This window comes from Bradyrhizobium sp. ma5 (genome assembly GCF_042258955.1).
GTDB lineage: Bacteria > Pseudomonadota > Alphaproteobacteria > Rhizobiales > Xanthobacteraceae > Bradyrhizobium.
The window spans coordinates 3,291,576-3,307,041 of the sequence record NZ_CP170156.1 but is presented as its reverse complement, the minus strand read 5'-3'; the positions used below and the strand labels follow the sequence as shown (position 1 = coordinate 3,307,041).

Here is a 15,466-nt window from a genome sequence, read left to right as displayed (position 1 = left end):
GCATGCGCCAGATCACGATCGGCAGCATGCGGATCGATCGGCTGGTCGAAATCCCCTCGCTTGCCTTCGACAAGACGTGGCTGTTCGCCAACGTCACCGACGAGGTGATCGCCGCGAACCGAAGCTGGCTCGATCACCGCTATATCGAGCCGGAGACCGGTCGCTTCATCCTGAGCCACCACTCCTATCTGGTGCGGACGCCGCGCTGGACCGCAGTCGTTGACACCTGCTGCGGCAATCACAAGCCGCGCCCGCGCGTGCCGGCCTGGAACAATCTCAACCAGCCCTATCTGGAAAACATGGCCGCGTTCGGAGTACGGCCCGAGCAGGTCGACTTCGTGATGTGCACGCATCTGCATGTCGACCACGTCGGCTGGAACACGCGGCTGATCAATGGACGCTGGGTGCCGACCTTTCCGAAGGCGCGTTATCTGATGGGACGCGCCGAGTTTCGCCACTGGGAGGCAGCGCACCGGGCGAACCCGCCGACGCCGGTCAATCACGGCGCGTTCGAGGATTCGGTGCTGCCCGTTGTCGCGGCCGGTCAGGCCGAATTCGTCGAGACCGATCACCTGCTGTTCGACGACCGCGACGCGGGCCTGTGCTTTGCGCCGGCGCCGGGCCACACCGCCGGCAACATGCAGATCCATCTCAACGGCGGCAGCGATCACGCCGTGATGTCGGGCGACGTGATCCATCATCCGATCCAGTGCGCGGAGCCGTGGCTGTCGAATGCCGCCGATGTCGATCCCGCGGCAGCGCTCGCCACCCGTGTGACGCTGCTGGAGCAATTGGCGGACACGCCGAGCTATCTGCTGACCGGGCACTTCCCCGCCCCGACCGCGGGCCGCGTGGTCCGGCATGGCGAGGCCTTCAGGTTCAGGTTCGAGGGTTGAGCGTGTGAGCCGCGGCCACGGCGGCCGGGATCGAAGTCAGATAGCGGGGTTCAGCCATGCGGTTCCGCGCTTGAATCGGCTGCTGCGGGCGGGCATAAGAGCTGCCATCTCCCCTAAAAAATGGCCATAGCCCAAGGATTTACGATGCCCGCCTATCGCTCCCGCACAACCACCCACGGCCGCAACATGGCGGGTGCCCGCGGCCTGTGGCGCGCCACCGGCATGAAGAACGAGGATTTCGGCAAGCCGATCATCGCGGTGGTCAACTCCTTCACCCAGTTCGTGCCCGGGCATGTGCATCTGCAGAACCTCGGACAGCTCGTGGCGCGGGAAATCGAGAAGGCCGGCGGCGTCGCCAAGGAATTCAACACCATTGCGGTCGACGACGGCATCGCGATGGGCCATGACGGCATGCTCTACAGCCTGCCCTCGCGCGAACTGATCGCCGACAGCGTCGAATACATGGTCAACGCGCATTGCGCCGACGCGATGGTCTGCATCTCCAACTGCGACAAGATCACCCCCGGCATGCTGATGGCGACGCTGCGCCTCAACATCCCGACCGTGTTCGTCTCGGGCGGCCCGATGGAGTCCGGCAAGATCCTGCTCAAGGGCAAGAAGCGCGCGGTCGACCTGATCGATGCGATGGTTGCCGCGGCCGACTCCAACGTGTCGGACGAAGAGGTCGAGGCGATCGAGCGCTCGGCCTGCCCGACCTGCGGCTCCTGCTCCGGCATGTTCACCGCCAATTCGATGAACTGCCTGACCGAGGCGCTCGGCCTCGCGCTGCCCGGCAACGGCTCGGTGCTGGCGACGCACGCCGACCGCAAGAGCCTGTTCGTCGAGGCCGGCCATCTGATCGTCGATCTCGCCCGCCGCTATTACGAGCAGGACGACGCCAAGGTGCTGCCGCGCAACATCGCGAACTTCAAATCGTTCGAGAATGCGATGACGCTCGACATCGCGATGGGCGGCTCCACCAATACCGTGCTGCATCTGCTCGCCGCCGCGCGCGAGGGCGAAGTGCCGTTCACGATGACCGACATCGATCGGCTGTCGCGCAAGGTGCCGGTGCTGTGCAAGGTCGCGCCCTCGGTGCAGGACGTCCACATGGAGGATGTGCATCACGCCGGCGGCATCATGGCGATCCTCGGCGAGCTCGACCGCGCCAGGCTGCTCACGACCGACGGACCGACCGTGCATGCCGCGACGCTGGACGACGCGCTGAACCGCTGGGACGTGGTGCGGACCACGAGCGACAAGGTGCGCAACTTCTACCGCGCCGCGCCGGGCGGCGTGCCGACCCAGGAAGCCTTCAGCCAGGACCGCCGCTTCGACGAGGTCGATATCGATCGCGCCGAGGGCGTCATCCGCAACGCCGAGCACGCCTATTCCAAGGACGGCGGCCTCGCCGTGCTGTTCGGCAACCTCGCCGAGGACGGTTGCATCGTGAAGACCGCCGGTGTCGATCAGAGCATTCTGAAATTCTCGGGCCCGGCTCGCATCTTCGAGAGCCAGGACGCCTCGGTCGACGCCATCCTGACCAACAAGGTCAAGGCCGGCGATGTCGTGCTGATCCGCTATGAAGGTCCGCGTGGCGGCCCGGGCATGCAGGAGATGCTCTATCCGACCAGCTATCTGAAGTCGAAGGGCCTCGGAAAGGCCTGCGCGCTGATCACCGACGGCCGCTTCTCCGGCGGATCGTCGGGCCTGTCGATCGGCCACGTCTCGCCGGAAGCCGCCGAAGGCGGCCTGATCGGCCTGGTCGAGGAAGGCGATATCATCGAGTTCGACATCCCGAACCGCAAGGTCAATCTCAAGGTCGATGATGCCGAGCTCAAGCGCCGCCGCGCAGCGATGGAAACCAAGGGCAACGCGGCTTGGAAGCCGGCCGCGCCGCGCAAACGCGCCGTCTCGACCGCGCTGAAGGCCTATGCGGCCTTCGCGAGCAGCGCGGCAAAGGGTGCCGTGCGCATCCTGCCGGAGTGAAACAATCCAGAGCCCTGTGCCGATTCAATTGGAACGGGGCTCTGGACGCATCAGGTCACCTGCAAGTCGGCCGCTTCGATCCGGATGCGGTCGGCATGCAATGACCAGTCGCAAAGTGCCTGTTCCTGACAGAATATGAGCTTGGCCATCTCGGTGGCCTGGCCTTCGCTCGAGGCGTCGACCTCGAGTTCGCCCTGGCAAACTTCGCGCTGGCGGCCGTTGCCGCCGAGCACGTCCTTCATGAATTGAACGACGAAACGCGACATGGAACCCTCCCTGCTGCGCCGGCAGAGCCCGGGGGTACCACGTTAGCACTAACGCAAAATGGTGTTGAGTTAATTCAGCGCGCGCGGATGCGGCGCTTCGCGGCGGTGGAAAACTAGGCGCCGGCCTGCGGCAGGCTGGCGGCAGCGATCGCGACGATCTGCGCAATACGACGGCCGATTTTCGCGGGCGCGTTGCGGAGCAATGACTGGACCTGTCGCATGACATTTCTTCCTTCGGTGCCTCGAACGGGCGGGCACGAAGGGAAAATGGCGATTTCCGGCTAAGCCGTCGATATCTCGGGGAAAATAGCAACGGACGCGTTGCCGGGCGCCGTTTCGACAGTGGGTTTATTGCCTCGATCGAGGCCAAGACGAAGGAGATTTTCTCCGGTGTTTTTGGCGCACAACAACGCTCGCACGACCGGCCATTTGCGCGAGCACGCACCGGCGGACAGTTCCCTCCGCCCCTGCGGTGTCTCCCCCGTAAGGCCGGGCGCTTGCACGATTTCTGTATATTGGAAATGTACCCCTGAGTTGCCCGACGCGTCAAGCTGCCCGATCGAACCGCCGGCAGCCCGTCGGCTTCTTTGCATGGGGTTATTTTCGATATTTTGGCCGCGCGCAGCCGCGGCCCCGCAAGGGGGCCTGACCGGCGTGCTGACCTCACCTGGCTGACTTCATCGTCGACAGCAATGATCGTCGACCTACCCCGGCATAAACCCGAACGCCTTCTCGAACCGTCTCGCATAGACCGGCCAGACCTCGGGATTGATGATGCGCGGCGGGCGCTTGCCGTCGAGTGCGTCGAGGATCTGCTCGGCCGCGATCCTGCCCATGTTGATGCGCGCCTCGCGGGTGACGCCGGCGGTGTGCGGGCTCGCCAGCACGTTGTCGAACTGCAGCAGCGGATGATCCGGCGGCGGCGGTTCCTTGGACCAGACGTCGAGGCCGGCGCCGGCGATGCGCTTCTCTCGCAATGCCTCTTCCAATGCCTTCTCGTCATGGATAAAGCCGCGCGCGGTGGTGACGAAGTAGGCGTGCGGCTGCATCAGTGCGAATTCGCGCGCGCCGATCATGCCTCGGCTCTTGCCGTCCAGCGGACAGGAGATCGAGACGAAGTCCGCGCGACGCAAGAGATCGTCGAGTTCGACCTTCTCCCCGCCCCGCTTCGCCATCTCATCCGCCGTCAGGTAGGGATCGTAGGCGATCACCTTCATATGCAAGAGGCCCTTGCACAGCTCGGCGATGCGGCGGCCGACATTGCCGAGGCCGACGATGCCGACGGTCTTCTCGTTCAGCTCGTTGCCGATCAGGTCGTTGCGGTTGACGTTGGCCTCGCGCCGCAGCCTGCGGTCGGACTGGATGATGCGCTTCGACAACGTCAGCATCATGCCGAGCGCGTGCTCGGCGACCGAGTTGGCGTTGCCGCCGGACTGGTTGACGACCAGCACGCCCGCCGCGGTGCAGGCATCGACATCGACCGGATCGAAGCCGGCACCGTTCGAGGACACGATCAACAGGTTCGGCGCGCGCTTCAACAGTTCGGCATGGGCATGGAAATGCGGCGCCAACTCGTCGCGGGCGGCGCCGATCTGATAGGCATGTGCGTCGGCGAGAACCGGCGCGAACGTCGCCTCCGGCGTCTCGTTCTCCAAACGGTCGAGCCGGACATCCGGCCGCTTGTTCAGGATGTCGACGTAGATCTCGTGGGCGAGGTATTTGACGTAGAACACGCGCTTGTTGTTGACGGTCATGTCTTCGGGCAGCTTTCAGTTTGGGAAGCCATAGAGTCGTGCGGGATTATCGACGAGGATGCGGTGGCGTGTCGCGGCGTCCGGCGTCCACTGCTGGAACAGCGTCAGCAGATGGCCGGCGTCGGGCATCTCACCCTCGACGCGCGGATGCGGCCAGTCGCCGCCCCACACCAGCTGTTCGGAGTTGGCCGACACCAGCGCCTCGTGGAATGGCCGCGCATCCGGATAATCCGGCGCGCGCTGGCTCAGGCGATGCGCGCCTGACAGTTTGGCCCAGCACCAGCCCTCGCCCACCGCGCGCAGCAGGCTCTGAAAGCCCGCGGTATTGATCCCGGCGGCCGCATCAGTGCGGCCCATGTGGTCGACCACGACCGGCAGGCCCAGCGCCTTCAGCGTCGGGATCGTGTCGGGCAGATCCTTCACGTCGATCCAGAGCTGCAGATGCCAGCCGAGCTCGGCCATCACGGCTGCGTGCGTCTTCGCGACATTCAGGGGAATGCCGCCGCGATAGTGCAATTGCCCGCCGCGGAAGAAATGGTTGAAGCGTAAGCCGCGGACGCCGAGCACATGCCATTGCCGCAGCGTGCCCGCCGCCACATCGGCATCGGCCACCGCGACGCCGCGCAGCCGCGCCGGCTCGCGTTGCAACGCATCGAGCATCGCCGAATTGTCGTGGCCATGCGCGCTGCCCTGCACCAGCACGCCGCGGGTGAAGCCCAGTGCATCGAGCATGCCGAGATAGCTCGCGAGCGGCGCGTCGGGCGGCGTGTAGCTGCGATCGGCGGCATAAGGGAAGCGGTCCGACGGGCCGAATACATGCGCATGCGTATCGCACGCCTTTGGCGGCAGCTTCTCTCTCGGCGGCGTCACCGGACGTGGCGGCAGGCAGGGTGGAATCTCTGATACAGCCATCTTCCTACTCCGCCTTCATGCCGGCGGCCTTGATGATCGGTCCCCATTTGTCGTAGTCGGCCTTGATCTTGGCGGCGAACTTGTCCGGCGTCGAGCCGATCGGGATCGCGCCGAGCTTGCCGAGACGCTCCTTCACGGCATCGGTGTTCACCGCCGCGACGAAATCATGCGAGATCTTCGCAACGAGATCCGCAGGCATGTTGCCGGGTCCGAGCAGACCCCACCACACCTCGGTGTCGTAGCCCGGCACGGTTTCCGACATGCTGGGCACATCTGGCAGGAACGGCGCACGCGAGTCCGTCGTCACCGCCAGCGCGCGAACCGTGCCGGCCTGCAACTGTCCGACCGATTCCGGCCCATTGTTGAACGACATCGGAATTTGCCCGCCCAGCAGATCGTTGATCGCGGGCGCACCGCCCTTGTAGGGGATCGCGTTGAGATCAATCTTGGCAAGGCTGTTGAGCAATTCGCCGGCCAGATGGGTCGAGGTGCCGTTGCCGGCATGGGCAAACGACAGGCTGCCGGGCTTCGCCTTCGCCGCGGCGATGACATCGCCGACCGACTTGAACGGCGAGTCCGCGCGCACCAGCAGCACGTTCGGCGACGATGCGAGCAGCGAGATCGGCGAGAAATCCTTGAACGTGTCGTAAGGCAGTTTGGGATAGAGGAACGGATTGGTGGCGTGGCCGCTCGCCACCATGATCAGATTGTAGCCATCAGGCGCGGCGCTTGCGATCGCCTGCGAGGCGATCACCCCGCCGGCGCCGGGCCGGTTCTCCACCACGATCGACTGCGTCCAGGTTTTCGACACGGCTTCGGCGAGTGTCCGCGTCAGCACGTCGACGCCGCCGCCCGGCGGATAGGGAACGAGAATATGAACGGCCTTTGCCGGGTATGGCTGCGCGGACGCGAGGCCGGCCACAACCATGGCCACTGCCGCAATGGCGGTCCGCCAGACCCATCCGGCCATCGACGCCTCCCGTCCCTTGATCGTTCCGTCCCTTTGTCGTTACCGCCTGTATGGCACGCCGGTTCGGCGCTGCGATGACCGAATTGCGCAGATCGCGATGCGGTCGGGGCATGTTGACAATCGCAGGCACCGCGTCAAGTTTTGGATCGCAAGCGAACATCAGCGTCGCATGACCAGGGAGAACAGGATGGCGGCCGCGGAACAAGCCTCGTCCCAGAAGACGGCGACCACCTGGCACGGCATCGTGCTGCAGACGCTGAAGCGGAACGAGATCAAGCTGGTGCCCTATGTGCCCGACCGGGTGCTGACCACGCTGATCAAGGACCTGCACGCCGATCCCTATTTCACCACGTTTCCGACCGCGCGCGAGGAAGAGGCCGTCGGCATCGTTTCCGGCGCCTGGATGGCGGGCACGCGCGGCGCCGTGCTGATGCAGACCTCGGGCTTTGCCACGCTCGCCAACGTGCTGGCCTCGCTCGCGGTGCCCTACCAGATCCCGCTGATCATGTTCGTCTCCGAGCGCGGCACGCTTGGCGAGTTCAATTACGGCCAGGCGCTGGTCTGCCGCACCATGCGCCCGGTGCTGGATTCGCTGGCGATGGAGCATCACACCATCACCCGGCTCGACGAGCTCGAATTCATCGCCGACCGCTCGATCAAGCAGGCCGTCACCACCCAGGCGCCGGTGGCGCTGATCCTCTCGCCGCTGTTGACCGGCGGCAAGACCTTCGACAAGTGAGATCAGCCATGACCAACACACCAGCGCGCAACACCAAGGTGATGAACCGCTTCGAGCTCACCCAGCGCCTCGTCGCCGGGCTGAAGGACGAGGCCGTGATCGGCGGCATCGGCAACACCAATTTCGATCTTTGGGCTGCCGGCCACCGGCCTGAGAATTTCTACATGCTGGGCAGCATGGGACTTGCGTTTCCGATCGCGCTTGGCGTCGCACTGGCGCAGCCGAAGCGCCGCGTGTTCGCGCTCGAAGGCGACGGCTCGCTGTTGATGCAGCTCGGTTGCCTCTCGACCATCGCAACGCTGGCACCGACAAATCTCACCATGGTGGTGATGGACAACGGCATCTACCAGATCACCGGCAGCCAGCCGACCCCGGCCGCAGGCCATACCGACATCGTCGCGGTCGCAATCGCCAGCGGCATCGCGAACAGCTCCTGGGCCGCCGACGAGGACGATTTCGAGCGGCTGATCGAGCAGTCCAAATCGGCAGCCGGCCCAACCCTGATCGGCGTCCGCATCGACGACAAGCCCGGCACCGGCACCACCCGCCGCGACCCCGTGCAGATCCGCGAGCGCTTCATGCACGGGATGGGAGTCAGGCAGCTGCTGTAAGACGCCGCGAAGCTCAGCGCACAAGCCGAAGACGGCCCGCCAATCCGCAAGACCGACCATACGGGGGAAGGTCGAACCAGCACGCTGGTTCGTGATTTACCCAAAAACAACCTATGCTAGTATTCTATTGGTCCGCGCGGGGGACACTGCAGCAATGCGCTGATAACTTTGGCCTGCCCAGGCGGCACTTCACGGCTCGCCACTTCAGTTAGCGTAGGCTCCTCCGTCATGCTCGCACTGTTGTCACTACCCATCGAGCTGCTGCGCATCGCCTACTATGCGCTGCAAGGCCTCGTCGACGCGCTGCGGGCACGTAACCGATTGCGGTGCGAGTTCACTGTTCTGATCAACGCGCCGCGCGAGGCCGTGTGGCGCTTCAATATTGCGGACCGCATGGTGTTCGATGGGCCGCCGATCATGGAGATATCGCGCGAGCCGGTGCCCGACAGCGCCGATCTTTGGCTGACAAGCGCCACCGTGAACGGCCAGGTTCGGGCACAGAACGTCTCGCGCGAGCTCGAGCGCGACGAGGAAAAAGGGATCATCCGGGGACGAATCGTGGCACACCCGCTCTCCATTCCACCGGAAGGCGGCCGCGATACCGTAGCCGAGCTCACGATCGAGGCGACGTCCGCGGGAACGAAGCTCATCGTATCCAATGAATTGACCCCGCACGTCTTTCGCGACCGTATCAACTATCCGATCAGCCTGCGCCGCATGGCGAATCTGATCAAGCAGCAATGCGAGAAAGAAGCCGGCACCGCCAATCGTCTTTCCACGGTCGGCAACAACGGATGGCTGTTGTCGATCGTGGCCCTGCTCAGCTTCTGGTACCTCGTAGGGTGGAAGGCGGCGCTGCTCCTGACCGTGGTCGTCGTCCTGCACGAAGCCGGTCACGCCGCGGCGATGCTGATGGCCGGTGTCGGCGTGCGTGGCATATACCTCGTGCCCTTCTTTGGCGGGATGGCCGTTCCCAAGACGGCCTATCGGACGGAGGGCCGGCTCGGCTTCATTGCGCTGATGGGCCCAGGCCTGAGCCTCGTTCCGACACTCGGCCTGTTCGCCGCATATCAGGCCACCGGTCAACTCTATCTTGGAAAGCTGGCCGAACTGTTCGCATTTGTGAATGCAAGCAACCTGCTGCCGATCTATCCCCTCGATGGCGGCCTGATCCTCAATGCTCTCGTTGGCTCGGTGAATCGGAGGTCCGCGTTGATCGTGGGCTGGATCGGAATCCTGATCGGCATCGCGCTCGCCGTCTACCTCCAGTCGTTCCTGATCGGGATTCCCTTCTTGTTGTTTGCTCTGCAGCGCTACCTCAGCGGCGGCCGGACCATGGAGCTTGAACGGCTGACCCTGCACGACGGGGTCATGCTGGCAATTGCCTCAACAGCAACCTTCGCCCTGTACATGCTCGTGCTGAAGGCGACGTGGCCGCTTCCGGCCGTCCGCCTTTGACGCCGCGTCGCAGCACACACGCTGCTCAATTCATCCGCAATTCCGTAATGTGCCGGGGATCCGGCGCAAGCTCGCCGCGTTCGACGCGCTTGACGATGTCGGTCAGCGCGGCGTTGGCATTGCACGCGAGGCCGAGCTTCTCGCCCTCGCGCACCACAAAGCCGTTGAGGAATTCGATCTCGGTGCGGCGGCCCTTCTGCATGTCCTGGCCCATCGAGGGACGCTGTGCCGATGAGGTGCGCTTGGCATCCTTGAACCGCTGCTCGTCGCAGGCGCGGGTGGCCGCCTCATCGCCCTCGCCGGCGCGCGCGATCGTCTCCGGCGGCAGATGCAGGATCTCTTCCAGCTGATAGCCCTGCGCCTGGCCGACGCGGATCGCCTCGCTGCCGAGCCGCGTCGAGAAGCGGCGCAGCGGTTCGCTTTGCAGCACCTCGCCGCCCGCTAGACCCGTGCAGGCCGACAGCCCGTTGCCCATGACGTTGGCGACGAGCTTGGACCAGCGTTCGCCCCAGAGATTAGAGGTCACCTTGGCGCTGTCGGAGAAGCCGACCAGGCGGCAGACTTCCTCCGCCCGCGCAGTGACGCGGCCATGCACCTCGCCGGCGCGAAACACGGTATGCGCCGCCCCGCCCTTGCCGGCACCGCGATGGATATGGCCGGGCTCGGGCAGGTTCACGGTGATGCTGCTCGCAATGCAGCCGAGCGTCTTGCCCCAGCCGACGATGCCGGCGATCGTCTCCTCGTTCATGCAGTTCTGCAGCGACACGACGTAGCCGTCGGCCGCCAGATACTGCCGGATCAGCATGGTCGCCCAGGCGGTGTCGTAGGACTTCATGCAGACGAAGGCGATGTCGACCGGCTTCTCCTTCGCCAGCTGCTGCGCGTCGGTGACATCAAGCGCGCGCACCGGCACCGAGAACTCCGCAACGTCCATCGCGTGCGTGACGCGCAGTCCGTGCTTGCGCATGTGCGCGACATGCTCGGGCCAGGGATCGATGAAGGTGACGTCCTCACCCGCCTGCACCATATGCGCACCCGCATAGCCGCCGACCGCACCCGCACCGACGATCGCGATCTTCCGACCCATGTTTCCACCCTGCTCTTGAGGCGGCCCCTGGCTGCGTCCGCTTGTTGCGGACCAGTCTAGGGGATCGGGCCGTCAGGCCAATCAGGCGCCTCATGAAAAAGCGGGACTGTGCCATGCGAAAATCCCCGCGGGCGACAAGCCCGCGAGGATGTCCGCAGTCGGAAATCCAGATCAATCGATGATCTTGACGATACGGCGGGTGCGCGGCTCCACGATCACGCGGCGATCGTTGACAACAGCGTAGCGATATTCGGTGTAGCGCGGCACCGGGCGCAGCACGACGGTGTCGGGCAGCGGCTCGCCGACCACGACGCGTTCGCGCACCACGACCGAGGGTTCGTCGCGCGGGATCGAGGTGATCACCGCATTCGGAATCTCGAGGCCGGCACCGACCGCAGCACCAACGGTGCCGCCGACAATCTCGCCAACCGGGCCTGCGATCTCGCCACCGGTCCGCGCACCGTTCGCGGCACCCGCCGCAGTCGTGGACTGTGCGAACGCCGAACCGGACGCAAGCAGTGACGCAGCGGCAACAAGGGAAACAGCAAAACGCTTGTTCATCATTCTCCTCCTCCGAGCTATGAGACGCCCCTTCAACATCGCAGGGAACGAGACGTTCCAGTTCCAACTCGGCAACTTGCGCGCAAATTCCAGTTCCGCAGCAACTCGCTTCAGTTCCGGCACAAACGAAAATGCTGGTCCGGATAATGTCCGAAGCAGCATTCATCGTTGGTTCAGATTCAGAGATGGTTCAGAGCAGGAGCGCGCTGCGCGCCGTTCATTCCGGCGGTTTTTGACCGGCTCGTCGTCTTGGCGTTCGCCGTCTTGGAGGTGCTTTCGCAGGGGCGTCAGCTGAAGGTTTGATGCGGATTCGCGTCGTCCCGCCCTTGGGCTGCTCGATCTCGAACGCGTTTGTCCTGCGCACCAGCTCGCTCAGGGTGCGGAAGCCGTAAGTCCGTTGATCGAAATCCGATGCCAGATTGGCCAATTGCCGTCCGACCTCGCCAAGCGTCACCCAGCCGTCCTCGCTGGCCATCTGGCCGATCACCTTCTTGAGGATGGGCGTGGCGGCGTCCGGCGGCTGCAACGGCTGGGCGCGCACCGCTGCGTCCTGATTGCTCGTCACGCCGCCGCGCAAATTCTCGGTATAGACGAACCTGCGGCAGGCCTGCCGAAAACTCTCCGGCGTCTTCTGCTCGCCGAACCCGAATACGTCGATGCCGTGCTCGCGGATGCGGGCGGCAAGCCGGGTGAAATCACTGTCCGACGACACCAGGCAGAATCCATCGAACCGGCCGCTGTGCAGCAGGTCCATCGCGTCGATCACCAGGGTGATGTCGGATGCATTCTTGCCCGTCGTATAGGCGAATTGCTGCTGCGGGATGATGGCGTGCTTGGACAGAATGTCGGCCCAGCCCTTGGACCTCGGATTGGAGAAGTCGCCATAGATGCGGCGCACGCTGGCCTCACCGATCTTGGCGATCTCCTCGAACAGCCCATCGGCGATCCTTGCAGATGCATTGTCGGCGTCGATCAGGACCGCCAGACGGGGCGAACGGAGTTCGGAAGGCATGGCTTCTCTCTGCTGGGATACGGTGGATCAAGATGCGCGGATAGTTCCGGAACCGGCGCAGCCGCCGCATCGGAGCACATCGTGCGTCCCAAGCATAGGGTCGGTGGCATTGCCGGGACTTTCGCGGCGAATGCACCCTTGGGTGTGGTCAGAGCACCTCGCCCATATCGATCGCGCGCCTCGCGAATTCGATGGCCTTCTCGGCGGTGATCGCATCCGCCGTCGTCGTCGCCTCGTCGCGCACCGACGGCGGAGACGCGATCCGGATCTTCTTGCCGTTCGACCGGCGGATGGTCGCGCGCCAGCGATCGACATCGCGCCGGTAGGCATCGATCACAAAATCCCGATAGGTGACGCCGCTCATGAGCGGCTGAAGCGACGCCGCTTCGAGGCCGGCCGGCCGGCTTGCGACATCGCGAACCATCTCGACAATTATCTCGACCGCATGCTCACGCGCGGCACCGGTCGCGTCCCTCAGCAGATAGCTCACCGCTGCGCCGATCTGCGCCCTTGCGCGATCATCGCTCGCAAAATCCAAATCGACCTGAACTGACATGATGGGGAAAACGCCTCCTCCGGACCCAAGATCGGATACCTCCCGGCATCCGGTACGCTGCAACAGGAAGACCTTTAGTCGGCCCCCCATTAAAGCCGGATTATCGGACAGGCCCCGATTTCTCGGATGCCGTTAACCGGGCTTTGATGCCGCTTCGGAAGATGTCCGAAGCGGCATCGAACGTCGATCAGATCACAGAGGGCCGGCGCCGCGCGCCGATTCGTCCCTGGCCCAGTCGGGCGCCGCAGGCCGGCTCACGTTGCCAATTCGCACGTGATCACCAATTGACATATCACTGCTATCCGTGTGACATTTTATAGAACGGGCCGACAAGAGCCCGGCAACGTCCACTTGGGGAGGACAGCATGACCGTTTCCGACGTCACCGCATCGGCCGGAAGCCGGGCTCCGGCCGCCGTCGCGCGCACCGCGCAGGCGCAGCAGGTCGCCGACATCGCGGCACGGCTCGAACGCCTGCCGCTGACCTCCTATCAGCGCTGGATCTTCGGCATCATCGCGACCGCATGGTTCTTCGACAGCATGGACCTGGCCGCGCTGACCTTCGTGCTCGGCTCGATCCGCCAGACCTTCGGCCTGTCGACGGCGGAAACCGGGCTGCTGTCCAGCATGAGCTTCCTCGGCATGTTCGTTGGCGCCGCGTCCGCCGGCCTGCTGGCCGACCGTTTCGGCCGCGCCCGCGTCTTCCAGGTCAGCATGATCTTCTGGGGAGTGGGCAGCCTGTGCTGCGGCCTCTCGACGACGGCGACCGCGCTCGGCGCATCCCGCTTGCTGCTCGGCTTCGGCATGGGCATGGAGTTTCCGGTCGCGCAGTCGATGGTTTCGGAGATCATGCCGGCCAAGAACCGCGGCCGCTACATCGCTTTCCTCGAAGGGTTTTGGCCGCTCGGCTTCATCGCATCGGGCCTGCTGACCTATTTCGTGCTGCAGGTCGCGGACTGGCGCTGGGTCTTCATCCTGCAGGCGATCCCGGCCGTGTTCGTGCTTATCGTGCGACGCTACGTTCCGGAATCGCCGCGCTGGCTTGCGTCCCACGGCTATTCCGAGCGCGCCGAAGCGACCGTGCGCGACATCGAAAGCAGGGTCCGCGATCGTTTGGGCAGCAAGGAACTGCCGCCGGTGGTGCGCCAGGCTGCCGCGCCCGCGTCCGAAGTGACCGGCCTGAGGACACTGTTTTCGGGCATCTACGCCAAGCGGACCGCGATGTTGTGGACCTTGTGGTTCTTCGCGCTGCTCGGCTTCTATGGTCTGACCACATGGCTCGGCGCGCTGCTGCAGGCCAAGGGATTCCCGATCACCAAATCGGTGTTCTACACCATCCTGATCTCGCTCGCGGGCATCCCCGGCTTCCTGGTCTCGGCGTGGCTCGTCGAATCCTGGGGCCGCAAGGCAACGCTGGTGATGAACCTGCTCTGCGGCGCGATCGCCTGCCACTTCTATGGCTCGGCGGCGGACCAGACCCAGCTCATCATCGCCGGCCTCTGCATGCAGTTCTTCCTGTTCGGCATGTGGTCGGCGCTCTACGCCTATACGCCTGAACTGTACCCGACCCATGTCCGCGCCACCGGAACCGGCTTTGCCTCCGCGGTCGGCCGAATCGGTTCGCTGATCGGCCCCTATGTGATCGGCGTGATCCTGCCTGCGGCGGGACAGAGCGGCGTGTTCGCACTGGGCGCCGGCGCGTTCGTGCTGGCGGCGCTGGCGGTGCTGTTGCTCGGCGAGGAAACCCGCGGCCGGACGCTGGAGAGCATTTCGCACTGATGATGCGCTGCTGCTCGCGGCACGCAGCCGGATTCGGTGTAGCGCCGATCGAGCGGCCTTGTCAGTGCCATCAGGGCGTGTGAGATATCTGCTGTATAGCAGCACGCAAGATCCCGATGGCCGATTCGAGCAAACGATCCAGCACGGCGCGCGCCCGCGCAGCAGCAAACCGCCGGCCGGCGCGGCCATCGTCCGCCGCCGCCGGCAAGCCGCGCGCCGCCGCGCAGGCCCTGCTCCCGCAAGGCGACGTCACCCTCACCGATCGCGCCTATGCCGAGCTGGAAGAGCTGATCGTGACGCTGCAACTGCCACCCGGCACCGCGCTGTCCGAGCTCGTGCTCGCCAAGCGGCTCGACATCGGCCGTACCCCGATCCGCGAGGCGTTGCAGCGGCTGTCGCGCGACGGCCTCGTCAACATCCTGGCCCGTCGCGGCGTGCTGGTGTCGGAGATCGACCTGCGCGCCCAGCTCCGCCTGCTCGAGGTGCGGCGCGAGCTGGAACGGCTGATGGCGCGCGGCGCCGCTGAGCGCGCCACCACCGAGCAACGCAAGCAATTCTCCGAGATCGCCGCCGGCATGCGCCGCGCGTCGGAAAAATCCGACGATCTGCTGTTCATGCGGCTGGATCACCAGTTCAACACGCTGATCTCGGCGGCGTCGCGCAACGAGTTCGCGTCCCGCGCCATGGGCCTGATGCACGGCCTGTCGCGCCGGTTCTGGTATCAGCATTACAAGGAAGCGGCCGACCTGCCGCTTGCGGCGCGGCTGCACGCCGACGTCGCCGAAGCCGTCGCCGAGCGCCGCGTCGACGCCGCGGGCGCAGCCTCCGACAGCCTGATCGACTACATCGAGAGTTTTGCGCGTTCGACGCTATAAGC

The 15,466-nt window shown here is 65.0% G+C and carries 15 protein-coding genes; 7 read left to right on the top strand and 8 right to left on the bottom strand.

Annotation, left to right across the window (positions count from 1 at the left end):
• Nucleotides 1–2: 2 nt before the first annotated feature.
• Both ACE103_RS15105 and ilvD read left to right on the top strand, forming a co-directional pair.
• Nucleotides 3–896, top strand: coding sequence for an MBL fold metallo-hydrolase (locus tag ACE103_RS15105; RefSeq protein WP_375780056.1), 894 nt, complete (start codon nucleotides 3–5; stop codon nucleotides 894–896).
• Between the two features lie 144 nt (nucleotides 897–1,040).
• Nucleotides 1,041–2,885 (top strand): dihydroxy-acid dehydratase, encoded by a 1,845-nt coding sequence (gene ilvD, locus ACE103_RS15100; RefSeq protein WP_375780055.1) that lies wholly within the window; start codon nucleotides 1,041–1,043, stop codon nucleotides 2,883–2,885.
• Between the two features lie 50 nt (nucleotides 2,886–2,935).
• Here the strand turns inward: ilvD and ACE103_RS15095 are convergent, their stop codons facing one another.
• The 4 genes from ACE103_RS15095 to ACE103_RS15080 form a co-directional block, all read right to left on the bottom strand.
• A complete protein-coding gene (locus ACE103_RS15095; RefSeq protein WP_092125295.1) occupies nucleotides 2,936–3,151 on the bottom strand; it encodes a hypothetical protein in 216 nt (71 codons plus the stop codon).
• Between the two features lie 704 nt (nucleotides 3,152–3,855).
• Nucleotides 3,856–4,905 carry a hydroxyacid dehydrogenase gene (locus tag ACE103_RS15090; RefSeq protein ID WP_375780054.1) on the bottom strand — a complete coding sequence of 350 codons (1,050 nt, stop codon included), beginning with the start codon at nucleotides 4,903–4,905 and terminating at the stop codon, nucleotides 3,856–3,858.
• 15 nt (nucleotides 4,906–4,920) lie between these two features.
• Complete coding sequence (locus tag ACE103_RS15085) at nucleotides 4,921–5,817, bottom strand: amidohydrolase family protein (RefSeq protein ID WP_375780053.1); 897 nt, start codon at nucleotides 5,815–5,817, stop codon at nucleotides 4,921–4,923.
• A gap of 4 nt (nucleotides 5,818–5,821) precedes the next feature.
• Nucleotides 5,822–6,787, bottom strand: a complete 966-nt coding sequence (locus ACE103_RS15080; protein WP_375780052.1) for a Bug family tripartite tricarboxylate transporter substrate binding protein — start codon at nucleotides 6,785–6,787, stop codon at nucleotides 5,822–5,824.
• A gap of 187 nt (nucleotides 6,788–6,974) precedes the next feature.
• On the opposite strand from ACE103_RS15080, the gene ACE103_RS15075 reads away from it, so the two are divergent.
• From ACE103_RS15075 to ACE103_RS15065, 3 genes are all read left to right on the top strand, one after another.
• Nucleotides 6,975–7,526 (top strand): thiamine pyrophosphate-binding protein, encoded by a 552-nt coding sequence (locus tag ACE103_RS15075; protein WP_050405122.1) that lies wholly within the window; start codon nucleotides 6,975–6,977, stop codon nucleotides 7,524–7,526.
• Between the two features lie 8 nt (nucleotides 7,527–7,534).
• A complete protein-coding gene (locus tag ACE103_RS15070; RefSeq protein ID WP_375780051.1) occupies nucleotides 7,535–8,137 on the top strand; it encodes a thiamine pyrophosphate-dependent enzyme in 603 nt (200 codons plus the stop codon).
• Between the two features lie 228 nt (nucleotides 8,138–8,365).
• Nucleotides 8,366–9,595: a hypothetical protein gene (locus ACE103_RS15065; RefSeq protein ID WP_375780050.1), complete on the top strand. Its 1,230-nt coding sequence runs from the start codon at nucleotides 8,366–8,368 to the stop codon at nucleotides 9,593–9,595.
• Between the two features lie 25 nt (nucleotides 9,596–9,620).
• Here ACE103_RS15065 and ACE103_RS15060 read toward each other — a convergent pair whose 3' ends face one another.
• The 4 genes from ACE103_RS15060 to ACE103_RS15045 all read right to left on the bottom strand — a co-directional run bounded on the left by ACE103_RS15060 (nucleotide 9,621) and on the right by ACE103_RS15045 (nucleotide 12,811).
• Nucleotides 9,621–10,682, bottom strand: coding sequence for a ketopantoate reductase family protein (locus tag ACE103_RS15060; protein WP_375780049.1), 1,062 nt, complete (start codon nucleotides 10,680–10,682; stop codon nucleotides 9,621–9,623).
• Nucleotides 10,683–10,853: 171 nt separating this feature from the next.
• Nucleotides 10,854–11,243, bottom strand: coding sequence for a DUF1236 domain-containing protein (locus tag ACE103_RS15055; RefSeq protein WP_212310961.1), 390 nt, complete (start codon nucleotides 11,241–11,243; stop codon nucleotides 10,854–10,856).
• 217 nt (nucleotides 11,244–11,460) lie between these two features.
• Nucleotides 11,461–12,255, bottom strand: a complete 795-nt coding sequence (locus tag ACE103_RS15050; protein ID WP_375780048.1) for an NYN domain-containing protein — start codon at nucleotides 12,253–12,255, stop codon at nucleotides 11,461–11,463.
• Between the two features lie 148 nt (nucleotides 12,256–12,403).
• Nucleotides 12,404–12,811: a hypothetical protein gene (locus tag ACE103_RS15045; protein ID WP_223968435.1), complete on the bottom strand. Its 408-nt coding sequence runs from the start codon at nucleotides 12,809–12,811 to the stop codon at nucleotides 12,404–12,406.
• Nucleotides 12,812–13,176: 365 nt separating this feature from the next.
• Here ACE103_RS15045 and ACE103_RS15040 point away from each other — a divergent pair, with 365 nt between their 5' ends.
• Together ACE103_RS15040 and ACE103_RS15035 are read left to right on the top strand one after the other, a co-directional pair.
• Complete coding sequence (locus tag ACE103_RS15040) at nucleotides 13,177–14,589, top strand: MFS transporter (RefSeq protein WP_375780047.1); 1,413 nt, start codon at nucleotides 13,177–13,179, stop codon at nucleotides 14,587–14,589.
• 116 nt (nucleotides 14,590–14,705) lie between these two features.
• Nucleotides 14,706–15,464, top strand: a complete 759-nt coding sequence (locus tag ACE103_RS15035) for a GntR family transcriptional regulator (RefSeq protein ID WP_375780046.1) — start codon at nucleotides 14,706–14,708, stop codon at nucleotides 15,462–15,464.
• Nucleotides 15,465–15,466: the final 2 nt, after the last annotated feature.